Origin of the sequence: Chryseobacterium salivictor, from assembly GCF_004359195.1 — a bacterium.
In the GTDB taxonomy this organism is placed as follows: Bacteria; Bacteroidota; Bacteroidia; order Flavobacteriales; family Weeksellaceae; genus Kaistella; species Kaistella salivictor.
Map to the genome: position 1 here is coordinate 2,126,726 of NZ_CP037954.1, position 25,035 is coordinate 2,151,760.

Annotated in this window: 24 protein-coding genes and 3 pseudogenes; 13 read left to right on the forward strand and 14 right to left on the reverse strand. The window is 39.3% G+C overall.

Translation table 11 applies throughout. The features are described from left to right. Positions 1-43: 43 nt before the first annotated feature. Both NBC122_RS09705 and NBC122_RS09710 read right to left on the reverse strand, forming a co-directional pair. Entirely contained in the window at positions 44-295 is a 252-nt protein-coding gene (locus tag NBC122_RS09705; protein ID WP_133440183.1) for a hypothetical protein, read from the reverse strand. Then, positions 292-912, reverse strand: a complete 621-nt coding sequence (locus NBC122_RS09710) for a dihydrofolate reductase family protein (protein ID WP_133440184.1) — start codon at positions 910-912, stop codon at positions 292-294. The genes NBC122_RS09705 and NBC122_RS09710 overlap by 4 nt, the downstream gene beginning before the upstream one ends. A gap of 472 nt (positions 913-1,384) precedes the next feature. Here NBC122_RS09710 and NBC122_RS09715 point away from each other — a divergent pair. Further along, a pseudogene (locus NBC122_RS09715) lies at positions 1,385-1,660 on the forward strand (transposase); the annotation flags it as partial. Between the two features lie 888 nt (positions 1,661-2,548). On the opposite strand, the gene NBC122_RS09720 reads toward NBC122_RS09715, so the two are convergent. Then, entirely contained in the window at positions 2,549-3,097 is a 549-nt protein-coding gene (locus NBC122_RS09720) for a MepB family protein (protein ID WP_133440185.1), read from the reverse strand. Positions 3,098-3,468: 371 nt separating this feature from the next. Here NBC122_RS09720 and NBC122_RS14735 point away from each other — a divergent pair, with 371 nt between their 5' ends. Beyond that, positions 3,469-4,215, forward strand: a complete 747-nt coding sequence (locus NBC122_RS14735) for a tyrosine-type recombinase/integrase (protein ID WP_394345896.1) — start codon at positions 3,469-3,471, stop codon at positions 4,213-4,215. Positions 4,216-4,526: 311 nt separating this feature from the next. On the opposite strand, the gene NBC122_RS09730 is transcribed toward NBC122_RS14735, so the two are convergent. Together NBC122_RS09730 and NBC122_RS09735 are read right to left on the reverse strand one after the other, a co-directional pair. Then, positions 4,527-5,042: a hypothetical protein gene (locus tag NBC122_RS09730; RefSeq protein ID WP_133440187.1), complete on the reverse strand. Its 516-nt coding sequence runs from the start codon at positions 5,040-5,042 to the stop codon at positions 4,527-4,529. 159 nt (positions 5,043-5,201) lie between these two features. Beyond that, positions 5,202-5,810: a hypothetical protein gene (locus tag NBC122_RS09735; protein ID WP_133440188.1), complete on the reverse strand. Its 609-nt coding sequence runs from the start codon at positions 5,808-5,810 to the stop codon at positions 5,202-5,204. A gap of 379 nt (positions 5,811-6,189) precedes the next feature. Here NBC122_RS09735 and NBC122_RS09740 point away from each other — a divergent pair. After that, positions 6,190-6,693, forward strand: a pseudogene (locus tag NBC122_RS09740) (IS91 family transposase); the annotation flags it as partial. Positions 6,694-6,964: 271 nt separating this feature from the next. On the opposite strand, the gene NBC122_RS09745 reads toward NBC122_RS09740, so the two are convergent. The 5 genes from NBC122_RS09745 to NBC122_RS14605 all read right to left on the reverse strand — a co-directional run bounded on the left by NBC122_RS09745 (position 6,965) and on the right by NBC122_RS14605 (position 12,253). Continuing rightward, a complete protein-coding gene (locus tag NBC122_RS09745; protein WP_133440189.1) occupies positions 6,965-7,660 on the reverse strand; it encodes a hypothetical protein in 696 nt (231 codons plus the stop codon). Positions 7,661-7,696: 36 nt separating this feature from the next. Next, positions 7,697-8,230, reverse strand: a complete 534-nt coding sequence (locus NBC122_RS14595) for a transposase (RefSeq protein WP_246012327.1) — start codon at positions 8,228-8,230, stop codon at positions 7,697-7,699. Between the two features lie 79 nt (positions 8,231-8,309). After that, the gene (locus NBC122_RS14600; RefSeq protein ID WP_246012329.1) at positions 8,310-9,053 is read right to left on the reverse strand and encodes an IS110 family transposase; all 744 of its coding nucleotides are present in this window, start codon (positions 9,051-9,053) and stop codon (positions 8,310-8,312) included. A gap of 891 nt (positions 9,054-9,944) precedes the next feature. Further along, positions 9,945-11,510 (reverse strand): hypothetical protein, encoded by a 1,566-nt coding sequence (locus NBC122_RS14455; protein WP_185145760.1) that lies wholly within the window; start codon positions 11,508-11,510, stop codon positions 9,945-9,947. Positions 11,511-12,100: 590 nt separating this feature from the next. Beyond that, a complete protein-coding gene (locus NBC122_RS14605) occupies positions 12,101-12,253 on the reverse strand; it encodes a hypothetical protein (protein WP_246012331.1) in 153 nt (50 codons plus the stop codon). Here NBC122_RS14605 and NBC122_RS09760 point away from each other — a divergent pair. Beyond that, positions 12,191-13,060 (forward strand): tyrosine-type recombinase/integrase, encoded by an 870-nt coding sequence (locus NBC122_RS09760; protein ID WP_246012492.1) that lies wholly within the window; start codon positions 12,191-12,193, stop codon positions 13,058-13,060. The two genes, NBC122_RS14605 and NBC122_RS09760, sit on opposite strands and share 63 nt — an antisense overlap. Beyond that, entirely contained in the window at positions 13,044-14,150 is a 1,107-nt protein-coding gene (locus NBC122_RS09765; protein ID WP_133440191.1) for an IS91 family transposase, read from the forward strand. Before NBC122_RS09760 ends, NBC122_RS09765 begins: the two co-directional genes overlap by 17 nt. Positions 14,151-14,382: 232 nt before the next feature. Here NBC122_RS09765 and NBC122_RS09770 read toward each other — a convergent pair whose 3' ends face one another. Further along, positions 14,383-14,997, reverse strand: coding sequence for a hypothetical protein (locus NBC122_RS09770; protein ID WP_133440192.1), 615 nt, complete (start codon positions 14,995-14,997; stop codon positions 14,383-14,385). Between the two features lie 279 nt (positions 14,998-15,276). Here NBC122_RS09770 and NBC122_RS09775 point away from each other — a divergent pair, with 279 nt between their 5' ends. Together NBC122_RS09775 and NBC122_RS09780 are read left to right on the forward strand one after the other, a co-directional pair. Beyond that, on the forward strand, positions 15,277-16,236 hold the full coding sequence (locus tag NBC122_RS09775) for a tyrosine-type recombinase/integrase (RefSeq protein WP_133440193.1): 960 nt from the start codon (positions 15,277-15,279) through the stop codon (positions 16,234-16,236). Continuing rightward, positions 16,220-17,326, forward strand: a pseudogene (locus NBC122_RS09780) (IS91 family transposase). The gene NBC122_RS09775 and the pseudogene NBC122_RS09780 overlap by 17 nt, the downstream one beginning before the upstream one ends. A gap of 277 nt (positions 17,327-17,603) precedes the next feature. Here the strand turns inward: NBC122_RS09780 and NBC122_RS09785 are convergent. Next, positions 17,604-18,122 carry a hypothetical protein gene (locus tag NBC122_RS09785; RefSeq protein WP_133440194.1) on the reverse strand — a complete coding sequence of 173 codons (519 nt, stop codon included), beginning with the start codon at positions 18,120-18,122 and terminating at the stop codon, positions 17,604-17,606. A gap of 400 nt (positions 18,123-18,522) precedes the next feature. Here NBC122_RS09785 and NBC122_RS09795 point away from each other — a divergent pair, with 400 nt between their 5' ends. From NBC122_RS09795 to NBC122_RS09810, 4 genes are all read left to right on the forward strand, one after another. Beyond that, positions 18,523-19,086: a YeeE/YedE family protein gene (locus tag NBC122_RS09795; protein WP_133440195.1), complete on the forward strand. Its 564-nt coding sequence runs from the start codon at positions 18,523-18,525 to the stop codon at positions 19,084-19,086. Positions 19,087-19,096: 10 nt separating this feature from the next. After that, a complete protein-coding gene (locus tag NBC122_RS09800; protein ID WP_133440196.1) occupies positions 19,097-19,597 on the forward strand; it encodes a DUF6691 family protein in 501 nt (166 codons plus the stop codon). 29 nt (positions 19,598-19,626) lie between these two features. Then, entirely contained in the window at positions 19,627-20,244 is a 618-nt protein-coding gene (locus tag NBC122_RS09805) for a class I SAM-dependent methyltransferase (protein WP_133440197.1), read from the forward strand. Positions 20,245-20,771: 527 nt separating this feature from the next. Next, positions 20,772-21,380 carry a hypothetical protein gene (locus NBC122_RS09810; RefSeq protein WP_133440198.1) on the forward strand — a complete coding sequence of 203 codons (609 nt, stop codon included), beginning with the start codon at positions 20,772-20,774 and terminating at the stop codon, positions 21,378-21,380. A gap of 750 nt (positions 21,381-22,130) precedes the next feature. On the opposite strand, the gene NBC122_RS09815 is transcribed toward NBC122_RS09810, so the two are convergent. Further along, positions 22,131-22,631: an FKBP-type peptidyl-prolyl cis-trans isomerase gene (locus NBC122_RS09815; RefSeq protein ID WP_133440199.1), complete on the reverse strand. Its 501-nt coding sequence runs from the start codon at positions 22,629-22,631 to the stop codon at positions 22,131-22,133. Positions 22,632-22,916: 285 nt separating this feature from the next. Between NBC122_RS09815 and NBC122_RS09820 the strand changes: the two genes are divergently transcribed. Continuing rightward, the gene (locus NBC122_RS09820; protein ID WP_133440200.1) at positions 22,917-24,008 is read left to right on the forward strand and encodes an alkene reductase; all 1,092 of its coding nucleotides are present in this window, start codon (positions 22,917-22,919) and stop codon (positions 24,006-24,008) included. A gap of 75 nt (positions 24,009-24,083) precedes the next feature. Here NBC122_RS09820 and NBC122_RS09825 read toward each other — a convergent pair whose 3' ends face one another. Further along, on the reverse strand, positions 24,084-24,839 hold the full coding sequence (locus NBC122_RS09825; protein ID WP_133440201.1) for an SDR family NAD(P)-dependent oxidoreductase: 756 nt from the start codon (positions 24,837-24,839) through the stop codon (positions 24,084-24,086). Between the two features lie 42 nt (positions 24,840-24,881). On the opposite strand from NBC122_RS09825, the gene NBC122_RS14375 reads away from it, so the two are divergent. Continuing rightward, a complete protein-coding gene (locus NBC122_RS14375; protein WP_165983208.1) occupies positions 24,882-25,025 on the forward strand; it encodes a hypothetical protein in 144 nt (47 codons plus the stop codon). Positions 25,026-25,035 lie beyond the last annotated feature (10 nt).

The following is a 25,035-nucleotide window of genomic DNA, read 5'->3' on the forward strand; positions in this document are numbered from 1 at the left end:
CATAAAATGCTTCACACCAAGCGGGGCATTTTGTCGTTTATCCCTATTCACCGGCCGCCCTTCCCTCCGCTGCTGAGCAGATCCACCTCGTTGGCTTTCTTGCAATGCCGGGAGCGTAGCGGAAGGATTCAACGGGCTTTACCTCTTCTTTATTATTTTTTCTAAGGAATCGGTGATTATTTAATTCATTTGCCTTCGGCGAATCTTCGGTTTCCTGTCTTTCAGACAAAACGACCCGAGGCGGAGCCGAACTGAGTGAATCTAAAGCTTTTTTATTAGCAGTAGTTGTTTTCATTTTTTCGTCAGTCTGTATCTTAAATGTGTGGTCAAGTCCGAGGGTATTACTTCTACAATCTGAATATCGTACTTGTTTTTGTCAATCCCATCAAACAGTCGGATTCCACTGCTTAAAAAAACGGGAGCAATGTGAATGAAAAATTCGTCCACAAGCCCTGCATTGAGAAATTGTTGAATAGTATTCGCACCACCTTGTATTCTTATGTCCTTTCCATTGGCTGATTGTTTTGCTTTTTCTAATGCACTTTGTATTCCGTCATTGATAAAATAGAAAGTTGTCGTCCCTTTTTGGATCCAGGGTTCCCGTTTTTCGTGTGTCAACACATAAACATCTGCTTTATATAAGTCTTCTGGCCAACTGACTTCGCCTTCTTCAAACATTCGTTTTCCCATAATAAACGAACCTGTTCTTGCAATGGTTTCCCTAATAAATTTACCATCAGGTCCGTCTTCTTTTCCGCCATCCATTCCTAAGTATTCCCAAAATGCTTTTTGTTTAAACATCCACTGATGTATTTGTCCTGAAACACCGCCCATGGGATTTTTTGGACTTCTGTTGTCACCAGCGAAAAAACCGTCAAGAGATATTCCACTGTCAAAGATAATTTTACTCATAACTGTATTATTTATTGTTCGTTAAAGTTAATCTTTGTTCCTTAGTTTAAATGTTGGAAGTGTCGTTTTACCCAGTCCACCAGCCACCGCTGCCGCACGAACCCTTTCGTGTGGTCAGCTTAAAAATCAAACATTCTAAGTACTTCAATATCGGTCAAAAGTCCTTATTCATCAGTAATCAGTAATTCTGGTTTCTGTTTTTTTTATACTCTAAAAACCAAATGAATATGACCGCTTATAATGCACCAAAGCATTAATTTCCAATCCTTTCTCTTTTTAGCAAAATCTCACACTTTCCACAAATAAATCTTTATATTCATTTCTTGTAAAAAACATTCACCGAGTGCACCACAGCATGCTAAAAAAAATATAAACCCTCTGGATTATGAAATTTATAGATATCGCTCATAAAAAAACTATTGATCTAAGATAGAAATAATTTATAAAACGGCCACAAGAAAGGATTCTTGTGGCAAAGGAGTTTATCAGACGATTCAGTCTTTATATTTTGCCTCGAAGATTTGTGAGGATCCGCCATTACGGAATTTTAAGCAGCAGCTGGAAACGGGGGAAACTGCAGAATTTACAATCAGATTTAAACATCCGGATTCCGGAAGCAAAACCCAAAACTTTGCTCAATAAATGTCGCTGTTTCAAGGAAGGAAACCTGGTCACCATCACCATTTTCGGGCAGCGGGGACCACCGCAGGACTTTCTTTTCGTCACCCAACCTTTGTCTGCGAAATAATCTCTGCGGGTAAGGGAAATTATATTCTGCAGCGAAGAAAAACCGCAGAAAACCACTTCCAAAGGCTACCAAACGCCACAAAAAAAAGCAGTCCTTCTGAAAAACTGCTTTAATCTCCTAAATTCTGAAATCGATAACTCCATAAGGTTACCAACCGCTGGCAAAAAGCTACCAGAGTTGGAGTTTACCCTGAGGCTCTCGAAGGGTTCAACAGGCTTTCATTTCTTGTCTTGCAGACAAAACGAAAGCTTAGTTATTACAGGCAGTGCTTTTTTCTTCGATTTTTCAGCGCTAAAATTATGCTCATTATTGCATTCATCGGTAAAGTAAAAAAAACGCAAGCAAACATTGCTTTTAACGGCCATCCGATTCCCATTTGCGAATTTCTTATTTCTTTTATTTTCGCAAGATTCTCCGAACTAACATTTCTGTAGTATTCATATTCATTCATTCCGTTTTCATTAAAGCCAAACTTTTGCAAAAGGAAATTGTTAGAAAATTCAGTAGAATAATAGGTTACAGCAATTGTAAAAATGATGGACACAACTAAACTTATAATGAATGTGGTTAATATATTCAAGGATTTGTTACGGATTGAGAACGTAAGTATTTGATAAACAAAAATGGGGCTCAAGATAATTAGAAGAAAAATTATTATGGCTGGAATTCCCAGTAATATTTCCCACGATGTTACATTCATTGATTTGGTTTTTAGGCTTCCTTTCGTTATAGCATTGCCTGTAACGGTCGGGCGCTTGGCGAAGAAGCGGATTTCGAAGCACTAAACTGTCTGCCAGCACTGAACTTGATACGAAGCACAAAGCTTCCTTTAAGCACTGAACCCGCTTTTTTGCCAAACGCCTGTTAGCGGTTCGCTGTTTTTCTTCGTTAGTCAATTTCGTTTGTTTTTGTGAATAAATTCTTTGTCAAATCAAGGTCAATCGTGTTGTCATTTTTAATTGTCAAAAAATATTTTGTCTGCCAACTTTGAGTTTTTATTGCTTGTTTATTTGTCGTAATGTCCCAAGGTGGATAAACTCTAATCCCACGTTTTCCTTCTTTTCCGTTTCTTGTTATTATTCCATTGTCCGCTAAAACAGATTTTGGAAAAATAAATTGTCCAAAGTTGTTGCCACTTTTTGACGTGATAATTATAAAATCTAAATCGTCTAAAATGTCAAATGGTTCAGTTATTCCGTTTTTGTTTCTTTTCCAAATTGTAACAAACTGTCCAGTTTTTGTCGGTGTAATTTTAGAAACACGATATTGAATTGTCTTTCCGTTAAGTTCAAAAGAACAAGCTCCATATTCCGCACTTTCCAAATTCTGTTTCAAGTTTGTTAAGTCAAAACAACATTTGTCATAAACTAATTTTTTAACAACTTTTAGGTCGCTATGAATAGAGTTTAGTGTTGTCAAAGTGTTTTTAACTGTCATATTTTACTTTCGATATTTGCCTGTTCGTTCTTGTTTTGGTGTCGCTTTACAATGACCGCTAACGTCTTGCAGCTTGGCGAAGTGGCGGATTTTGAAGTACTTACTTTCAATTTAGCACTAATGTTCATTTGAAAACTGAATGTTTAATTTAGCACTAATTCCGCCATTTTGCCAAACTGCTGTTGAACTAAACCTCCGGTAGCTTTTCCGATTCGCCGTTTCATTAACTTTGTTTTTATTAACCTTTTAAAAACCCATAAAATGGCTACAAAAAAAAATCTATTGAGGATTTAAGGACGAACAAAATTTTGAATCGCGCTTCAAGCGAAGTTAACGGTTTTGCTGAACTCCTGCAACGCTTTGAAAGAAATATTTCCATCCTGGGCAGAAGCAAGAGAACCTTCGATAATTATTCGCGTCATGTCGCCGCCATGGCGCTCCATTTCAAAACTTTGCCCACTGAACTCGATCCCGAACAGGTCAAAGATTACCTTTACGAACTCCAGCAGCGAAGCCAAACCCCATCCCAGTCGTACTTCAAACATACCGTTTACGGACTGCGGTTCCTGCTGAAGACCGAAGGTTTGCCTTATAATTTCCTGCACCTTCCTGCCATTCCAAAAGTGAATAAACTTCCGGTGATCCTGAGTCGGGAAGAGATCTGGCGCATGCTTCAAACGGCCGAACTCCTGAAACACAAACTGCTCATCGGGCTGATTTACGGGTGCGGACTCCGGTGTATGGAAGTAAGAAATATTGAACTTCAGCATCTGGATTTCGACCGGAAGATGCTGCATATTGTTCAGGGTAAAGGTCAAAAAGACCGTTATGTTCCTTTATCGAATACTGAATTTGTGCGCAGATTCAGTCTTCATATTTTGCCTCGAAGATTTGTGAGGATCCGCCATTACGGAATTTTAAGCAGCAGCTGGAAACGGGGGAAACTGCAGAATTTACAATCAGATTTAAACATCCGGATTCCGGAAGCAAAACCCAAAACTTTGCTCAATAAATGTCGCTGTTTCAAGGAAGGAAACTTAGTTACGATCGCACTTTTCGGGCAGCGGGGACCGCCGCAGGACTTTCTTTTCGTCACCCAACCTTTGTCTGCGAAATAATCTCTGCGGGTAAGGGAAATTGTGTTCTGCAGCGAAGAAAAACCGCAGAAAACCACTCCTAACGGCTACAAAACGCCACAAAAAAAGCAGTCCTTCTAAAAAACTGCTTTGTGTATCTAAATTCTAAAAACGAAATCCCCATAAGAGGACCATTATGCTGCTGAAAAGCTACTAGAGTTGGAGTTTACCCTGAGGCTCTCGAAGGGTTCAACAGGCTTTCATTTCTTGTCTTGCAGACAAAACGAAAGCTTAGTTATTACCAGCAGTTTTTTTTTATTTTACAAAGGGAATTTGTTTATAAACAAATATTTCTAAAACTCTTGCCCATTATTTTTTTCGTTTTCAATAAATTTTGCGCATCCATCGAAAGTTGAAGTCCATTCATTATGAAGAGAACGAACTTCTAACCAATATTTTTTCTCTTCGTTAAAATCGAAATTAAAAGTTGCGAATTTATGAAGTCCTAATTGCATTTCAATTGATTGATGCTTACCCAATTTTACAAAATACTCCTCGCACTCATTATCCTCAACTTGCACTGGATAACCATCAAATCCTGTTCTGCCTTTATATTCCACCATTGTTTTGTCCTCCTCATATATTATTGAAGTATTCGCATTAAATCCATTTTTTCCAATTAAAAGCGTTTCGTTACTTTTATTTGTGACACAATAAATAATTGGAATGAAGTTTTTTACATCGTGTAAAGAAATCGCAGGCTTCAAAAGTTCTATTTTAACATTTTCATTTTCGAAAACATGAAAAGTTTGCGAAAATAAATTCAGACTGGCGAATATTGTCAATTGAATTGGAAATTTTATTTTCAACGGCGTATTTTTTAAATTGCTGGTAACGTTTTGCGTATTGGCGATGGTGCGGCTTTAACGCGGAAACTTTCTTGTTATAAATTAAACTTCGGAATATCTAAAATGGTTAAACTTGCGATTCCTCCGCACTATTGCCAATACGATGTTATGCGGCGTTTCTTATCCCATCCAAGTTTTCCATTTCTCAATCACTGTCCATTTTCCATTAATCTTTTGTAAAAAAAATGCCATTCCGTTTCCGCACGTGTTACCGCAGGAATAATTTGACTCAACATATGCAGTTTTTTTATCTTGTGAAAGATAAGGAATTGTAAAAGTATAATAACTCTGATAATTTCCATTTGCATTTTCCTGCTCATATTCTTTTTTTGTGGAGTGATGAAACCCTTTCAAAATTGTTTGAGGTAATTTTAAAGAATCAGGATTTGAATTTTGCGACAAAAGATATTGTAAATCTTTTTTGTCAAATCCAAGGGGTTTAGATTGAGGTCCCCATAAATGAAATAAACTTAATATATCCATATTATATGGTGGAACAATATATAGCGAATCTTTTTTAATGTATTTTCGTGAATCTATAATTTCTTTTTTATAAATATCTTCAATGATAACAGTATTATTAATTTTTGTTGCCTCAATTTTATCATCAATAATAACAACTCTAATTATATCATTAATTTCTCCAGAATTTTCGGCTAATACAAAACTTTTGTCTTTTGAGCAAGAACTAAATAAAATCAAAATCAAGAAAAATACTTTTATTTTCAAAACGGCTTTTTTAAAATGACGCATAACGGTTGGATATTTCTGCAGGCGGGCTATAAATACCAAATCTTTCTACTTGCTAAAAACTTAATTAATCGCTAAAATCTTCGATGAAAACTTCATACCCGCTTGTAGAAATACTCTGTTGAACTAAACCTACGGTAGCTTTTCCGATTCGCCGTTTTATTAACTTTGTTTTTATTCAACAAAAAAATCTCCGGAGGATTTAAGGACGAACAAAATTTTGAATCGCGCTTCAAGCGAAGTTAATGGTTTTTCAGAACTGATACAACGTTTCGAAAGAAATATTTCAATACAGGGAAAAAGTCCCAGAACTTTTGATAATTATTCCCGCCATGTTGCTGCAATAGTAAGAAATATCGAAGGAGTAAAAGATTCCAATTTAATGGACAAACTGTTCTCCAAAAACTGGGTCGTTTATGCCAAAAGACCTTTTGGTGGTCCGAAACAAGTGATTGAATATTTAGGAAGATACACCCATAAAGTCGCGATCAGTAACCATCGGATTAAAGAAGTTACTGAAAGAGAAGTCCGTTTTGGCTACAAGGATTACCGGAAAGGTGGCGAGAAAAAAGAAATGACTTTATCGAATGTGGAGTTTATCAGGCGTTTCAGTCTGCATATCCTGCCGAAAAGATTTGTGCGGATCCGCCATTACGGAATTTTAAGCAGCAGCTGGAAAAGGGGAAAACTGCAGAATTTACAGTCAGATTTAAACATCCGGATTCCGGAAGCAAAACCCAAAACTTTGCTCAATAAATGCCGCTGTTGCAAGGAAGGAAACTTGGTCACCATCACCATTTTCGGGCAGCGGGGACCGCCGCAGGACTTTCTTTTCGTCACCCAACCTTTGTCTGCGAAATAATCTTTGCGGGAAAGGGAACTTGTGTTCTGCAGCAAAGTAAAACCGCAGAAAACTACTTCCAAAGGCTACCAAACGCCACAAAAAAAGCAGTCCTTCTGAAAAACTGCTTTGTGTATCTAAATTCTAAAAACGAAATCCCCATAAGAGGACCATTATGCTGCTGAAAAGCTACCAGAGTTGGAGTTTACCCTGAGGCTCTCGAAGGGTTCAACAGGCTTTCATTTCTTGTCTTGCAGACAAAACGAAAGCTTAGTTATTAGCAGAAGTTTTTTTAAGTTTCCATCATTATAAAATTGCCTTTTACTCCTTTTAGTAGTAATTCAATTCCTAAAATTTCATTAATAAAACTAAATGTTGATAAAGATCTTTTTAAAATACTAATATTTCTTTTTGTGATTTCACTTAAATCAAAATAAACTAAAAGTGTTCCTCGCTGAACGGAATAACTTACCATAGAATAAGAATATTTACCTTTGCCAAAAATAGAATCATATTTTTGTGTAATAGATTCCCTAGGACTAAGATATCTTGTTGAACATATAAAATGTAGAGAATTTAATTTTTTGGTCAATAAAGTTAATTCTTCTTCGCTTGTATTTTCACTTAATAAAACTTCTAATGCTATTTCATCGTGTAAAAAATTTGGCTGATATATTTTATATTTACTGTTTCTTTTAAATTTATAAATTTCTTCAGGTTTGATTAGTGATGCACCAGAATTAACAATTCCATTTCCATAAGCTGTTGTTTCACCAATTAATTTTGAATTTTGAATTTCCTTATTTTTGAAATTTAGAGTTGAATAATCAATAATTATAATACTATCTCCAGTTTTTAAATTATCTGAATTTTGGTCCTCATCAATCTTTTGAATTTTTATTTCATCCGCAACTGTTACCCACGTATTATTTTGACCAAAAATAATCGTTGAAATAAATAATAAAGTTATGATTAGAATGCGCTTCATAAAATCCTGACTAACGTTAAATTATTCTATTGATAATCATCCGGTTATGATTTTAATGTCTTTGTCAGTCAGACCAAATTTAGTGATTTGTTTTTGAATTCTTTTGGCTGCAGCAATTTTTCTTTTCTCGTCAAGGAAAAGGTAGGTTGAAGGTGGTTGATAGCTTTGTCCCTTTACAAGCATGTTCCAGATGATGACAGCCAGTTTTCGGGCAAGCGCAGAGACAGCGGTCGCTCTTCCTTTCTTGTAGTTCAGTCTTTTAAAAAATTCTGCCAGCCAGCCTTCTTTGAGATTGCCGATGGCATTGGCTGTATTTCGAAAAGCAATTTTGAGCCTTGAACTTCCTTTTGGTAAGTGGTGGGACAGCACTTTGCCACCGCTTATCTTGTTGTTTGGAGCAAGCCGGAGCCAAGCTGTGAACTGTTTCGCAGTGGGAAATTTTCTAATGCCTTCTAATCCTATTTCAGCAATAAGGGTCATAATCAATCCCTCGCTTACGCCTTCAATAGCCATCAAATCTACACCTTCAAAATATTGATAAGCTATGAAATTCATATCGGTTTGGCTCACCGCATTTTTGTTTTTTCGCTTGTGCTTTTTTTTTCAATGGTATGTTGTTTCTTATGGTCGTCTTTGTCGATTAACTCTTTCAGCAGGTGATCAATTTGCAAATCTGTATCAGTGATTTGCTGCTGAAGGTGTTATAGGAGTTCCACTCCTGTTGCAAAGCAAAAAGATAATCTTTACGACCGTTGAACTGCAGGGCTTTTGCAATTTCTTCCTCTGATTTTCGGCAATTATAGTGACGGAGTTTTGCTAATTCCTCACCTTGATGCTCGCCATTTAAAAAAGCCTCAATAATGGAAGAGCCCGTAAGGCCAACTACATCCCTTACCACGACTTCCAGCCGCATATTCATCAGCCGAAGGTATTTTTGAATTCTCCTGATGCATGATGCGGATTGCTTCAGCAGGTTCTGCCGGTGTCTGGAATAGGTGCGCACAGTGTCAGTGTCTGAATCTGGCAGAAAGCTGGCGCTCAAAAGCCCGAGAGAATGAAGTTTTTGGATCCACTGACAATCTTTAATGTCTGTCTTTTTCCCTTTGATGTTTTTAGTTTGTCTGCCATTCACCAAGATTACCTCGAAACCCTGACCCACCAAAGTGGAAAACAGGTTTTGCCAGTAAGTTCCGGTGGATTCCATTGCGATGGAGCTAACTCCTTTCGAGTGCAGCCAATCACACATTTCCAATTGATCCTGACTGTACACCCCGAATTCTTTTACATCTTCGGCATTTTGCCCTACAGCTACCCAGTGGCTGCGGCTTCCAATGTCTATTCCACAGGCATTGGCATGTACCACTTCGAGTGAAATCTGCTTTTTAGTTTCCATGTCTTAATTATTTAAATTAAACCAATAAAACTCCAAGGATTGCACTTTGCTAATTTGAAATTATTCTGATCGGGATATCTGCTTTGGCGGACTCACCATTAAAAACTAACACTGTCTAAAGTATTACTACCAAAGACTATTGTGCAATCTTACCTGAATTGCAGACGGTTTTTTTAAACACCATTGCTTAAACCGGTCTTTTCAAGGAGTAATTACTAAGATAAGAAAAATGGATTTAGAATATTGATTTTTTACACCGTCTCTTCCTCGTTAGCGGCTAAAAACAACTTCGTTTTCGAGTAGGGGAATTGCGGCTAACGGTTTGCAGCTTGGCGAAGTGGCGGAAATCGAAGCACAAATCTTCAATTTTGCACTAAAGTTGAACCGAAGAACAACTGTTGAATTTAGCACAAAACCCGCCATTTTGCCAAACTGCGTGTTGGCAGAAGGTGTTTTATAAGCTCGTTTTTATTTCTTTGAAAAAATATCTGATACAGAAAAAATTAATAATACCTAACATACACATTATACCCAAACTGTAAAAATTAAAACCATTATATGTAGTTTGACTATACAAGTAATAAATTATACCAAAATATGCTATATTTATCAAGATGCTATTTTTTTTAATTACTTTTTTAAGCAATATGAATATTACGAAAACAATCCATATATATACAGAAATAAAAATAAGAATAAATTCATATAAAATCCAACCCATAATCAACAAAGAATCTACTTGTTTTAAATTAAAAATTTCTGTGGTGTTATACGGTAAAATAGGGATAGTTAATAATGTTCCTATTAATCCCTGCAAAAGTATTTTCATAAATATATGAATGTAAGCAATAAAAATTATTTTTAGAATATCTCTCATAAAATCTTTTTGTATTAATAACACCCTAAAGAGCTTATATCAGTATTTCCTTTTAAAAACCCTGATATTTTTGTCCAACTGGGACGATAGATTGTTGGCTGAATAATCTCAGCTCCATTTTCACCGCCACCATTGTCTTTTACAAATTTCTTAATTCCGCCTTGTAAACTTTCCCATAATTCATCTGCTTGACTAAAAGCATAAGATTCTTGTGCAAGTGTTAAAATACTCAATAGATTATTTCCTGTTCCCGATAAACTCGTAAATCTATCTACGCCACGTGTATAAATTGTCATGCCTCCATTTGCATCTTCAAAATAGCCAAATAATCGGTTTCCGTTTACAGGATGTAAACCGTCCCATGGGCTGATAATGGTGCTGAAAACCCATGCTTTTGGACCAAATCCTGTACAAATTACAGAGCCAGGATCAAATGGGATGTCAATAGTCAATATTGCCTTAATTGGATTATCTGAATTCCATAAAGCCGTATCGTTAATTCCATAATTTGGATAAACAGCGGGATAAAATTGGCTTAAATCTGGTTTTTGTATTAATGTATTTATGTTTTTTCTAAAGTAATCAAAAAATTGTGCCGGTGTGTATTTTACCCCCGGAGATTTATAGGGCATATTGGTAATTTTAACAGGAAATAAATCCATGTTCACTCTTGGGGCATTTGCGAGTTCAATATTTTGTATTTGTGCAGATGTAAATAATCCTTGAGTGTTGAGCTGATACAATTTGTTTTTTACACTTACAGGTATCGGATGATTTGCTACTTCTTTCCATTTTTCCAATTCATAGCATGAAACATTTATCAACCCATCAGGATTCTGAACTAAAAATTTGTCCAGAGCATAGGCTCTTAAAAAGACATTGTTTGGGTTTACAATTCCTGTATTTTCATCAATGAATTTTGTCCCGAAATCAAAAATAGAAAACGGTTCTGCATCAGGGGTTTGGGCGAAGAAATTCATGAACCATTTAGAATTGTTCCAGCTTGCTGGAGAAAAATTCTTATTTTTTTGATAGTTGAATATATGATCACTGAGATTCTGGTTTGTAATAAGGATATCAACTTCTTCCTGTGTAAGCTGTGTTAACAAAAAACTTTTAAATCTTTTTTGTTCAACTACATCTTCTGAAGGAATGTTGGGAATGTTTGGTTGTGTTGGACTTCCACCTGTTCCGCCACCTCCACCGCCGCCAGTTCCCGGAGTGTATCCACCATTGGTTCCGCCAGTTGTTGTTCCACCGCCACCAGAACTTCCGCTACAAATATTATATGAGCCTACTACTGTCCATTGTCCATCACATGTACATCCATTAATTTCAATCATTGTGCACCCTACATAAACCATTATAGTTTCATTCTTGTTGGAAAAGGAGCTGGTAAGAATATTTCCATCTAAATCCAGATATTGAATTGTTCCGACAAAATCTGCATAGTTATAAAAAGGTTTTCCGTCAGTTGGAATATACTTAGTTAAAAAATAACTTTCAACACCATTATTTCTTACAATATTTAGATTAGTAACAGTATAGCTTGCATCTAATACGGGCTCATTAACAACCATACTTATAAGTTGTCCTTGCTCTGGTAAATCAAGTACAAGAATATTTTCTTCATCAATCTCAAAATCTTCAACCCCCTTGTTCAGTACAGTGTTGTTTTTTGTTTTCGCTTTTATTTCGCTAAGAATGGGTAAGACATCTGGTAATTCGCTTAGTGACTTCTTTTGAATACTATTTTTGTATAAAGATAAATTGAGGTCTTCAGAATTTGTAGATTCACTTCTACAAGAATTGAAATTAGTTTATAAGCATATTGCTAATAAGATAACACAGAATGTTTTTAATTGTAAATTTTTAATCATTTCTTTTAGGTTTTAGGTTAAAATTTATTTTTATTCACAAATCTTGTGGCACTTTCTGCCAACGTTTCGGGTATTGCCGAAGGCGGGGATTTTTAGCACTAAAGTTCAATCTAAAAATGAAAGTTGAACCTTGCACAAATGTCCAATCGAAGCCGTTCAGCCCCGCTTTTGGCAATACCTTGTTGAACTAAACCTCCGGTAGCTTTTCCGATTCGCCGTTTCATTAACTTTGTTTTTATTAACCTTTTAAAAACCCATAAAATGGCTACAAAAAAAAATCTCCGGAGGATTTAAGGACGAACAAATTTCTGAATCGTGCTTCGAGCGAAGTTAACGGTTTTGCTGAACTCCTGCAACGCTTTGAAAGAAATATTTCCATCCTGGGCAGGAGCAAGAGAACCTTCGATAATTATTCGCGTCATGTCGCCGCCATGGCGCTCCATTTCAAAACTTTGCCCACTGAACTCGATCCCGAACAGGTCAAAGATTACCTTTACGAACTCCAGCAGCGAAGCCAAACCCCATCCCAGTCGTACTTCAAACATACCGTTTACGGACTGCGGTTCCTGCTGAAGACCGAAGGTTTGCCTTATAATTTCCTGCACCTTCCTGCCATTCCAAAAGTGAATAAACTTCCGGTGATCCTGAGTCGGGAAGAGATCTGGCGCATGCTTCAAACGGCCGAACTCCTGAAACACAAACTGCTCATCGGGCTGATTTACGGGTGCGGACTTCGGTGTATGGAAGTAAGAAATATTGAACTTCAGCATCTGGATTTCGACCGGAAGATGCTGCATATCGTGCAGGGAAAAGGCCAGAAAGACCGCTATGTGCCCTTGTCCGAGCATTTAATCAGAGGCTTGAAAACCTTTATTAAAGTTGAAAATCCGGTTCAATATTTATTTAATGGAAATCAGAACAGGAATATTGAAGAAATTGACCAGCCGGGTTCTGATAGACCGGATTTCGATTCCCGCTACAGCCAGCGCGGCGTGCAGTGGGTGATTAAAACCATTTCTAAAAAAGCAGGCATCACCAAGGTGGTTCATACCCACACTTTGCGACACAGCTTTGCGACGCATTTATTGGAAGATGGTGTTTCCATCATTATGGTTCAGAAACTTTTGGGACATGAAAGAATAGAATCCACGATGGAATATCTTCATGTTTGCCAATTGTCTGACCAAAAACCCCACAGCCCTTTGGATACCATTTTTACTTTGTACAGCAAAAATGGAAACCCGAAGTAAAGGCGGAAGTGTAGCAGAAGTCATTCGTAAAATCAATTTATCGGCTCAGAATTTTACGGTTCATCAGGAAAAAACTCTTCGCGCTTTATCGTATTGTAGAACTTCTGCATTGGGTGGTCATATCGATGCGTGCGATGGTTGTGGAAACATTTCCATCAGTTACAACTCGTGTCGTAATCGGCATTGTCCGCAATGTCAAGGTCATAAAAAAGAAGAATGGATCCAAAAACACGAGCAGGAATTATTGCCGTGCAGTTATTATCATCTGGTTTTTACTTTGCCTGAAGAACTCAATGGTTTGGCGATCTCTCAACCGGTATTGTTGTATAAAACCTTATTTGAAGCAGCGTGGGCAACTTTAAATCAGTTCGGCAAAACAGAACAGATGCAGTTGGGAATGATTGCAATTTTGCACACGTGGGGACAGAATTTAAGTCTTCATCCGCATTTGCACTGCATTGTTCCGGGTGGCGGAATTGACCACAATGGAAAATGGAAAAAGAAAGTAAGAACCGATAAATATCTCTTCTGTGTAAAAGCGATGAGCAAAGTTTTTCGGGCAAAGTTTGTGGCTTCCTTAAGAGCTTCCGGAATTAAAGACCAGGATTTAATGGATCAACTCTTCACCAAAAACTGGGTGGTTTATGCGAAAAGACCTTTTGGCGGTCCGAAACAGGTGATTGAATATTTAGGAAGATATACCCACAAAGTTGCCATCAGCAATCACCGCATCAAAGAAGTGACAGATCAGGAAGTTCGTTTTGGCTACAAAGATTACCGGAAAGGCGGTGAGAAAAAAGAAATGACTTTATCGAATGTGGAGTTTATCAGGCGCTTCAGTCTGCATATCCTGCCGAAAAGGTTTGTGCGGATCAGGCATTACGGAATCCTGAGCAGTTCCTGGAAACGTGGGAAACTCCAAGATTTACAAAAAAGTTTAAAAGTGAAAAGAACTGTTTTTGCACCCGAAACATTGCTCAGAAAATGCCGCTGTTGCAAGGAAGGAAACCTGGTGACCATCACCATTTTCGGGCAGCGGGGACCACCGCAAGACTTTCTTTTCGTCACCCAACCTTTGTCTGCGAAATAATCTCTGCGGGTAAGGGAAATTATATTCTGCAGCGAAGTAAAACCGCAGAAAACCACTCCTAACGGCTACAAAACGCCACAAAAAAAGCAGTCCTTCTGAAAAACTGCTTTAATCTCCTAAATTCTGAAATCGATAACTCCATAAGGTTACCAACTGCTGGCAAAAAGCTACCGGAGGTTCCGTTCAACAGGCTTTCATTTCTTGTCTTGCAGACAAAACGAAAGCTTAGTTATTACCTGATGTTTTTATTATGAATATCTACATTAATTGAATCACTATCAATAATATCAATTTTCCAATTATCATCTATTACCATCCAACGATTAAAACCTTTTAAGATTTGTACTTCGCTTAATTTATTTTTGTAGAAAAAAAATAATTTCACTTCATTATCGTAATCGTTTTCAGTGTTATAGTTAATTTCTTTGCCTCTAAAAAGTTCAATTTTAGTTTGTTTCGGGTTTAGTTTTTCAATTGTAGTTTGTGCACTTCTTCCGACAAGCCTGATATCCGTAATAATACCGGCAGTTTTATTTGTAAACTCAACTTTTATTTTATTATTTCTATAATTATCAAATTTGTAAAGTCCAAAACATCCTAAAATTATTATTAAAAGCAAAAATATTTGAGGGCTGGTTTCATTAACTCCATGTAAAAATCCTTTATCTTTAAAATTTAATATTAAAATGATGAGTAATAAAATAAGAATTAGAGGAACAATTGCGTAAACTAAAATTGGAATTGTTAATAATCCTGAATATTTTAAAGATTCAATAGAAAATAAACTTAAGACTATTAAAAAACAAATTACAAGTAAAATATAATATATAGATTTTAATTTTTTCATTTGAGGTGGAATCTTTATTTAAAATAGCAGGTAACGGTCAGGTATTTCTGTTGGCGGGGCTTTTTATAACAAGTCTTTGTAAATATAACAAAAAGAACAATTAGCGAAAATCTTCGTGATGTAAACTTCAACCCCGCTAATAGAAATACACTGTTGAACTAAACCTCCGGTAGCTTTTCCGATTCGCCGTTTCATTAACTTTGTTTTTATTAACCTTTTAAAAACCCATAAAATGGCTACAAAAAAAAATCTCCGGAGGATTTAAGGACGAACAAAATTTTGAATCGCGCTTCAAGCGAAGTTAACGGTTTTGCTGAACTCCTGCAACGCTTTGAAAGAAATATTTCCATCCTGGGCAGAAGCAAGAGAACCTTCGATAATTATTCGCGTCATGTCGCCGCCATGGCGCTCCATTTCAAAACTTTGCCCACTGAACTCGATCCCGAACAGGTCAAAGATTATCTTTACCAACTCCAGCAGCGAAGCCAAACCCCATCCCAGTCGTACTTCAAACATACCGTTTACGGACTGCGGTTCCTGCTGAAGACCGAAGGTTTGCCTTATAATTTCCTGCACCTTCCTGCTATTCCAAAAGTGAATAAACTTCCGGTGATCCTGAGTCGGGAAGAGATCTGGCGCATGCTTCAAACGGCCGAACTCCTGAAACACAAACTGCTCATCGGGCTGATTTACGGTTGCGGACTGCGCTGCATGGAAGTCCGAAATATCGAACTTCAGCATCTTGATTTTGACCGACAAATGTTACATGTTGTTCAGGGAAAAGGTCAAAAAGACCGTTATGTTCCTTTATCCGGGCATTTAATCCGGGGACTGAAAACCTTTATTTCAGTGGAAAATCCGACTCAATATTTATTTAATGGAAATCAAAATAGAAATATTGAAGAAATTGATGCTTCGGCTTCGCTCAGCACAAGAGCTTCGAACAATAAAGGTTTTGATTCCAGATACAGTCAAAGAGGCGTTCAATGGGTAATCAAAACGGTGAGCAAAAAAGCAGGCATCACCAAAGAAGTTCATACCCACACGTTGCGGCACTCTTATGCCACGCATTTATTGGAAGACGGCGTTCCCATTATCATGGTGCAGAAACTTCTGGGTCATGAAAGAATCGAATCCACGATGGAATATCTTCATGTCTGCCAGCTTTCGGATCAGAAGCCTCACAGTCCTTTGGATACCGTTTTCGCTTTATGCCGCAAAAATGGAAACCCGAAGTAAAGGTGGAAGTGTTGCGGATGTTCTTCGCAAAATCAATTTATCGGCCCAAAATTTTACAGTTCATCAGGAAAAAACACTTCGGGCTTTGTCCTATTGCCGGACTTCCGCTCTGGGCGGTCATAGCGATGCATGCGATGGCTGCGGAAATCTTTCCATCAGTTATAACTCCTGTCGTAATAGGCATTGTCCGCAATGTCAAGGTCATAAAAAGGAAGAGTGGATTTAAAAACGGGAGCAGGATTTATTGCCGTGTAGTTATTATCATCTGGTTTTTACTTTGCCCGAAGAACTCAATGGTTTGGCGATCTCTCAACCGGTATTATTGTACAAAACCTTGTTTGACGTGGCTTGGGCAACATTAAATCAGTTCGGCAAAACAGAACAGATGCAACTCGGAATGATTGCCGTTCTTCACACGTGGGGACAGAACCTGAGCCTGCATCCCCATCTGCACTGCATTGTTCCAGGCGGTGGAATCAATAAACAGGGGAAATGGAAAAAGAAAGTAAGAACCGATAAATATCTCTTTTCCGTAAAAGCGATGAGCAAAGTGTTCAGAGCCAAGTTTGTGGCGCTGCTTCGGGATTCAGGAAACGGTGATGGAGCGTTGATGAATACCTTATTCTCCAAAAACTGGGTGGTTTATGCGAAAAGACCTTTTGGCGGACCAAAACAGGTGATCGAATATTTAGGAAGATACACCCACAAAGTTGCGATCAGTAATCACCGCATCAAAGAAGTTACTGAAAAAGAAGTCCGTTTTGGCTACAAGGATTACCGGAAAGGTGGCGAGAAAAAAGAAATGACTTTATCGAATGTGGAGTTTATCAGACGCTTCAGTCTGCATATCCTGCCGAAAAGGTTTGTGCGGATCAGGCATTACGGAATCCTGAGCAGTTCCTGGAAACGTGGGAAACTCCAAGATTTACAAAAAAGTTTAAAAGTGAAAAGAACTGTTTTTGCACCCGAAACATTGCTCAGAAAATGCCGCTGTTGCAAGGAAGGAAACCTGGTCACCATCACCATTTTCGGGCAGCGGGGACCACCGCAAGACTTTCTTTTCGTCACCCAACCTTTGTCTGCGAAATAATCTCTGCGGGTAAGGGAAATTATATTCTGTAGCGAAGAAAAACCGCAGAAAACCACTTCCAAAGGCTACCAAACGCCACAAAAAAAAGCAGTCCTTCTGAAAAACTGCTTTAATCTCCTAAATTCTGAAATCGATAACTCCATAAGGTTACCAACTGCTGGCAAAAAGCTACCAGAGTTGGAATTTACCCTGAGGCTCTCGAAGGGTTCAACAGGCTTTCATTTCTTGTCTTGCAGACAAAATGAAAGCTTAGTTATTGTACGACGTTTTTTTATTCTTATTTACTTGTAATTAGATTTTTAAACTTCTGAATTATTTTCTGGAAAACAGTCAATTCAATTCCAATATTTTCACATTTTAAAGCATTCAGAAATTCTGGCAGATTTAAATAAATGTTAGTTTTTAAAGTTGCAATTTTTTTGTTTTTGTAATTGTACAAACTTATATATTCATGAGAATCATCATCTATTCCATTTTTGAATCCTCGAATTTCGTTTAATTTTATTTCCTTCTTAAAAATCAATAAATTGTTATATGTCAATTTTTCATTTTGAATTTTTGCATTTATTAATTCGAAATAGTTTTTTTTGATTAAAACATAAATCATTGATAAAAAAAGTAAAATGAAATAAGCAAACCAAAAATAATGACCCTTAGAAATCATATTTTCATAAGCACCTTCGGTAAAAATGAGTGGTAGAGAAAAAGAAGTGAACATTAGTATAAGTCTGAAAATTACTATCACATAATTTTTTATTTTCAATTTCATTAAATTCATCTTCTCTCTTGTTTTCATGACGAGTTTTATTAAAATGGCGTACAACTCGTTTATATGTATGACACAATCATACAAAGCCACCCCGATTTGGGTGTATATGTATGATTATCGTCATACATTATTGCCTCGCTAAAATAGCGAAAATATTTTACAAATCATCAAACGGACTTTTTATCTGCTGCAGACTCTTGGTGCTCACATGCGTGTAAATCTCCGTGGTCTTGCTGTGTCCACTTAGTTCCTGAATATACCGGAAATCCGTCCCACGTACCAATTAATGCTGGCGTAAATATGGCGCAGCCAGTGCAAAGTGACCGGCTTGGTGATTTCAGCTTTAGTCAGCGTACGAATGGCAGTGAGGTCTGCTTTCATTAAGAAGATATAATCTGTAAATTTGCAGCATATCCCTTAACAAAATATGACAGAATTTATTCAGCAGCCGTGGCCGTGGTATGTCGCGGGACCACTGATCGGACTTACCGTTCCGGCGCTTTTAATCCTCGGTAACAAATCATTTGGAATCTCTTCTTCGCTGCGGCATATCTGTGCATCATGTCTGCCGGCTAATATTCCCTTCTTTAAATACAATTGGAAAAAAGAAGTATGGAATCTCTTTTTCGTCTTTGGGATCTTCCTGGGCGGCGTGATCACCATGCTTTTCTTTTCAGATCCCCATCCCATAGAGGTTCATCCGGATTTGGCTAAGGAACTTGCAGGATATGGCATCACCAATTACAGCAACCTGGTTCCCGTGGATCTCATGAACTGGGAGTCTTTATTTACACTGAGAGGTTTTGTGATGATGGTAGGCGGCGGCTTTATGGTAGGATTCGGTACCCGTTATGCCGGAGGATGTACCAGCGGACATTCGATCATGGGAATTGCCAATCTGCAGCTTCCGAGTTTAATTGCTACAGTCTGCTTTATGATAGGCGGATTTCTGATGGCCAATGTGTTACTACCCATTATTCTTTCCCTTTAAAATTAAAAAAATGCAGAAAAATATAGAAACCAAAGACGATCTGGAACTGAGATCACTGGATACCATGTGTGTGAACGAAAGCCGGTTACAGCACCGCGGGTATCATAACATTAAATATCTTGTGCTGGGCATCCTGTTCGGAATTCTATTTATAAAAGCGGAGGTGATCAGCTGGTTCCGCATCCAGGAAATGTTCCGCATGCAGTCTTTTCACATGTACGGCATCATTGGCAGTGCAATTCTGGTGGCGATGATTTCCATCTGGCTGATCAAGAAATTCAATATCAGAACGATTTACGGGGAAGAAATCATCTTCCATAAAAAGACCTTCAATAAAGGCCATATCTATGGAGGATTGATTTTCGGTTTCGGCTGGGCGCTTACCGGTGCATGTCCGGGACCGCTGTTTGCGCAAATCGGTACCGGCGCTACCGTGGTCGTGGTAACACTGCTCAGCGCGATTGCCGGAACCTGGGTGTATGGCTATATCAGAGAGAAATTGCCGCATTAAATTGTAATCTTCCGGAAAAACCCTGCAAAATGAATACAGAAAGAAAAGAGCACTGGGAAAAGGTATATGAGACGAAAAACCCACACGAAGTAAGCTGGACCCAGGAAGTTCCGGAAACTTCACTGGCGCTGATCCACTCGTTTGGATTAGACCGTTCCGCAAAGATGATCGATATCGGCGGTGGCGACAGCAAACTGGTGGATTTTCTGCTCGATGAGGGATTTGAAAACCTCACCGTTCTGGATATTTCCGCTAAAGCGCTTGAAAAAGCAAAGAAAAGGTTGGGCGAAAAAGCCGGAAAGGTGACATGGATCGTGAGCGACATTACCGAATTTAAACCGGAAACGACCTACGATGTTTGGCACGACCGCGCGACTTTCCATTTCCTGACCGAAGAAACGCAGGTGAAGAAATATGTGGATATTGCTGAACAGGCGGTAAGCGGTTATCTGGTGATCGGGACATTCTCAGAAAATGGTCCGGAAAAATGCAGCGGTCTTCCGGTCAGACAATATACCACAGAAACACTTGTCTCTGTTTTCGCAGAAGGTTTCGAAAAACTAAGCTGCAGAACGGAAAATCATGAAACTCCGTTTGGAACGGAGCAGAACTTTGTGTTTTGCAGTTTCAAACGGAGCGGAGGATAAAAACAGGATCTTTTAAATAATGCAGTGCCCGGCTGCGAAGACTTTGAACCGCCATGGCCAGCTTTCGCAGGTTATCTTTTACCCAGGGTGATTATTGTTGAAAACAATCCCTAACGCACACTGATTTGCAATTGTTCTTCTTTACAGTATCCGGATTTATTGATTGATCTGTATTGTGAGTTCAGGACGGGGACAGCCTCGTTTTTCCTTCTGGGTTTCTGTATCAATGCTTGTACTGTGCTTCCACCTATCTGCAATATTCCTCCAATATAAGTCCAATAAAACTCCAATAGAATATTGGAGGAGCAATGCTTTTATAATGGTTTTTAATTGTATCTTTATCGGACTTAATCCGCTGATCGTTAGTAGAAATAGAGTTTTTCTGACGGGCGCTTGATGTTAATCCAACTCACAAGGAAATCGTTATGGCAAATTTAAAGAAAAACGGCAACCTGAGCGGTGCCATCGGCAATATTGTTTTTGTAAATGATGGCGACCGCATATTCGTGCGCTTGAAACCCGACAGCGTGAAGCAGTCGCCCCAAACCAAAGCGGCAGCAGGAGTTTTCGGACTGGTAAGCGCCAGGGAAAAGACGTTCCGGCTGAAATTATTGAAGGAGTTGGGCATTCCTGCGCTGCAGTATTTTGCGGCCCGCCACCGCGCAAGAATCTGGAAAACCATCATCGGAAATCCTGCAATCAGCCCAAGATTTGGTGATCCCCAAGGTTTGACAGGGTTCTCGTTTAATCCGAAAGCAGAATGGCAAAGCTGCACCAACTTTTTTCCGGAAGTAGAAAGGGTTTCGAACGGTGAAATGAAGGTGCACCTGCCCGAACTGAAATGGAAAACCCAGATCATCCCTCCCAAAAATTGCCGTGCAGCAGTACTCACGCTCTTTGCAATGACCTCCGACCTCAATAGCCCGTCGGTTCCCCTAAAAGTACTTTCGAAAATAGAAATGGAAATCAGCGCAACCGCCGCGGTTTCCGCCCGGGAATGGAGGATCCCGGTAGAACCGCCCGCAGGATGGCTGCTCATCGTAGGCTGCGTGAAGTTTAATACGACCCACCATGCCACAACAGTGCAGCAACAGTTTTCGGCAACTTATCTATGGGCGGGTCTGACGGAGGAGTAACACGGCAAGTCCGGCAACTGACAAAGAACATCCGCTGCTCCTGCATCATACTTTTCTTTCTAAGGAAGCAGCAGTCAGCGCCGCGTCTTCCTCACAATGCGGTCTTTGCCGCAAAAAGCAAACTGTTCTGATCCATCCGTTCCCTGCACAAAATATCCTGACTCTTTGAGCAATTGAAATACCTGCTCTTCATAATTACTGTATTTTCAAAATTCATTCTTGCTGATACATCAATGACGGGATTTTCTGCAATTTCAATATCAATAAACTTTGCTCAATGAATCATCAGTTGCTGGAGAATAGAGGTTGGTGGTGGGCTTTTTTTACAATTTCTGCAAGTACAGGATTAAGATAAATCTGGTTTAAAACCTCTTTAAATTTGCTTATAAAAAAAAAATTTCTTTTACCCCGACTCTAAAAGGCGGAAAAATTCATCAAAATTAAAGCCTTTAGGAATGGGGAAAATTAATTTTGTTAAATTTTAAACTGGCGCTTAGGTTGTCCCAGATAAAATTCAAGGTGAAAGCCTCGTCCGAATGATAACCCTTCGTTCATTGAAATACAGTTCATTGAATTTCAGTTTATTCAAAATTATTTCTGAACTTTTATACTGATGAAGTGGATCTAAGATTTATTGAAGAAAACAGGGCAGTTGCAATGCGTTTGGTCTGCCTCCAAAAGCTCATATCGTATTGGTAGGTACAAAAAAAGCTGCGGAATAACCGCAGCTTCTTTGAATAAAAAGGTCGTTTAGTGTTCTTCGTTTCCGTCAGCGCCGTGAGCGTGACCGTGCGCCAGCTCTTCCTCTGTTGCCGGTCTCGTGGAAGCTACTTCGATATCAAAGTGTAAGGTTTTCCCCGCCATCGGATGGTTAAGGTCAACCGTTACCCCTTCCGGAGTAACTTCTAAAACAACGCCGCTTACATGGTTTCCCTGAGCGTCCTGTAAAGGCAGCATCGCGCCGATTGGCGGCATTCCCGACTGCGCAAACATTTCTGCTGGCAGCTGCGCAATTGCGTTTTCGATGATATCGCCATAGCCTTCTTCCGGCGTGATGGTGAAAGATTTCTGATCTCCTGCAACCATTCCCTGAAGGTGTTCTTCAAACTTCGGCAACATCATTCCTACGCCATACAGGAAAGTGAAAGGGTTTTCGGCATCAGTTTTTTCAATGAAAGTTTTTTCACCGTTCTCTTCAATGGCGTTCAGCGTGTAATGAAGCGCTACTACGTGGTTTTTGTCTATTGTCATAAGGTAATGTTATCAAGGAGTTCTACCTCCTTTTTATTAAAATTGTATGTTTTAACGGGTAACTTTTAGGTTTATCCTATTGGATGCAAAGGTACTGATTTCAAATAAAATACCAGTGGACAGAGAAATGAAGTTCTTTAATTCTTTCAGAATATAATTGTAAATTGCATAGAGGTTATTCAAAGAATATTGAACCGGAAATCCGAAAAATAGAAGAGAACACGTTTTATAGATCCTCTTTTTTATGACACGCGATGGCAGAACCCATTAATTAAAATACAGATTATGAATTCATTAGAAACCCTTTTCAGCCCTTATCAACTGGGCAGTATTACCTTAAAGAACCGCATTGTTATGGCACCCATGACGCGAAGCAGGGCAACCGGAAATATTCCGAATGATCTGATGGCCCAGTATTATGGCAGCCGCGCCAGCGCAGGATTGATTATTACCGAAGGAACCGCTCCTTCCCCAAACGGTTTGGGTTATGCCAGAATACCGGGTATCTACAGCGACGGACAAATTGCAGGCTGGAAGAAAGTCACCGATGCCGTCCATCAGGCTGGCGGTAAAATTTTTGTACAGCTGATGCATACCGGCCGGATAAGCCATCCATTGAACATGCCCGAAGGAGCGGAAGTCATTGGAGCTTCTCCCATAGCAGCAGTAAACACCCAGATGTACACCGATCAGGAAGCTATGCAATCTCTTCCTGTCCCAAGAGAAGTGGCAACAGCCGAAATCCCCACGATTATTGCTGAATTTGTACACGCTGCAAAATCAGCGGTTGCTGCCGGATTTGATGGGGTGGAACTGCACGCGGCGAACGGCTATCTGCTGGAGCAGTTTTTAAATACGGCTTCCAATCAGCGGACTGATGCGTACGGCGGTTCCATAGAAAACCGCAACCGTCTGGTGCTCGAAGCAGCTGAGGCCGTAGCAGCTGCCATCGGTAAAGACAAAACAGGGATCAGACTTTCTCCTTTTGGAGCTTTTGGTGAAATGTTACCCGATGAAACTACCGGGGAACAGTACGCCCAATTGGCTGCAGGATTGAAAGCTATCGGTATTTTATATATCCATGTGGTCGATCATTCATCCATGGGGACGCCAACTGTTCCGCAATCTGTAAAAGATGCGATAAGAAAAGAATTTGGAGGTACCATTATTCTTTCCGGAGGATACGATGCGGACCGTGCTGAAGCGGATCTTAAAGCCGGAAAAGGGGATTTGGTCGCATTTGCAAGACCTTTTATTGCCAATCCCGATTTGGTGAAGAAGTTTGCTGCAGGAGCCGCTCTGGCTGCTCCGGACCCCGATACTTTTTATACCCCGGGAGAAAAAGGATATACTGATTATCCGGTTTCAGCAATTTAAATTGAGCATATAGCATTATATAACAAAGCAGGTCCGAATATTTCCAGGCCTGCTTTATTATTTCAAACATCAGTACTAAACTGCCAGATAGCCGCCATCTACCGCATAATAGCTTCCCGTAACGAATGAGGCTGCATCCGAGGCCAAAAACAGACACATCGCCGCAACTTCCTCTGCTGTTCCGAGCCTGCCGAATGCGTGCTTGGATTCCAGATGGTTAATGGCTTCTTTCCCCATGCTTTCTTCATTGACCATACCGGTATAAATGAAACCGGGGCCTATTGCGTTGACGCGGATGTTTTCAGGACCGTGTTCCCAGGCTGCGGTTTTCGTTAAACCCACTACGCCGTGTTTGGCTGCCACATATCCCGCAGAATTTGCAAAACCCGCCTGTCCTAAAATAGAAGCAATATTGATAATGCTTCCACCACCGGCTTTCAGCATGGCGGGGATTTGGTATTTCATCCCGAAGAAGACGCCGGAAAGATTGACTGCAATTACCTTTTCCCAACCTTCCACAGACATTTCCTCTACTTTGTTGATCTCGCCTCCAATTCCGGCATTGTTTACTGAAAGGTGCAGAGCACCGAATTTTTCAACGGTTTCTTTTACCAGTCTTTCATGGTCTTCCGGACTTGCTGAATTGGCCTTCACGAACAGGGCTTCGCCGCCATTGTTTCTGATCAGTGCTGCCACTTCATTTCCGTGAGTTTCATTGAGGTCACTTACCGCCACTTTTGCACCTTCTTTTGCAAACAGCAATGCGGTTGCTTTACCAATCCCTGAACCCGCGCCGGTAATAACGGCGACTTTGTCTTGTAACTGTCCCATATTTTTGGTTTTTATTTTACTCAAATTTACGGATTTAAAGACTTGGAATTACTGAAATTGGTCACTTTAACAATGATTGATGACAGTCAGAATTTCAGAGAACAGCGGAAATACACCTGTCCGGCAATGGTGATCCTGGAATGGAATCATAAGCAGGTGAATAACTGCACCGTGCCAATATTTTAGCAGGAGCAAT

Bases quoted from the DNA above. Each gene is read 5' to 3' on its own strand.
- NBC122_RS09705 (WP_133440183.1), bottom strand. From the start codon at position 295: ATGAAAACAACTACTGCTAATAAAAAAGCTTTAGATTCACTCAGTTCG.
- NBC122_RS09710 (WP_133440184.1), bottom strand. From the start codon at position 912: ATGAGTAAAATTATCTTTGACAGTGGAATATCTCTTGACGGTTTTTTC.
- NBC122_RS09720 (WP_133440185.1), bottom strand. From the start codon at position 3,097: ATGACAGTTAAAAACACTTTGACAACACTAAACTCTATTCATAGCGAC.
- NBC122_RS09745 (WP_133440189.1), bottom strand. From the start codon at position 7,660: ATGAAGCGCATTCTAATCATAACTTTATTATTTATTTCAACGATTATT.
- NBC122_RS14600 (WP_246012329.1), bottom strand. From the start codon at position 9,053: ATGGAAACTAAAAAGCAGATTTCACTCGAAGTGGTACATGCCAATGCC.
- NBC122_RS14455 (WP_185145760.1), bottom strand. From the start codon at position 11,510: ATGGTTGTTAATGAGCCCGTATTAGATGCAAGCTATACTGTTACTAAT.
- NBC122_RS14605 (WP_246012331.1), bottom strand. From the start codon at position 12,253: ATGGAGCGCCATGGCGGCGACATGACGCGAATAATTATCGAAGGTTCT.
- NBC122_RS09765 (WP_133440191.1), top strand. From the start codon at position 13,044: ATGGAAACCCGAAGTAAAGGCGGAAGTGTAGCAGAAGTCATTCGTAAA.
- NBC122_RS09770 (WP_133440192.1), bottom strand. From the start codon at position 14,997: ATGAAAAAATTAAAATCTATATATTATATTTTACTTGTAATTTGTTTT.
- NBC122_RS09785 (WP_133440194.1), bottom strand. From the start codon at position 18,122: ATGAAAACAAGAGAGAAGATGAATTTAATGAAATTGAAAATAAAAAAT.
- NBC122_RS09795 (WP_133440195.1), top strand. From the start codon at position 18,523: ATGACAGAATTTATTCAGCAGCCGTGGCCGTGGTATGTCGCGGGACCA.
- NBC122_RS09800 (WP_133440196.1), top strand. From the start codon at position 19,097: ATGCAGAAAAATATAGAAACCAAAGACGATCTGGAACTGAGATCACTG.
- NBC122_RS09805 (WP_133440197.1), top strand. From the start codon at position 19,627: ATGAATACAGAAAGAAAAGAGCACTGGGAAAAGGTATATGAGACGAAA.
- NBC122_RS09815 (WP_133440199.1), bottom strand. From the start codon at position 22,631: ATGACAATAGACAAAAACCACGTAGTAGCGCTTCATTACACGCTGAAC.
- NBC122_RS09820 (WP_133440200.1), top strand. From the start codon at position 22,917: ATGAATTCATTAGAAACCCTTTTCAGCCCTTATCAACTGGGCAGTATT.
- NBC122_RS09825 (WP_133440201.1), bottom strand. From the start codon at position 24,839: ATGGGACAGTTACAAGACAAAGTCGCCGTTATTACCGGCGCGGGTTCA.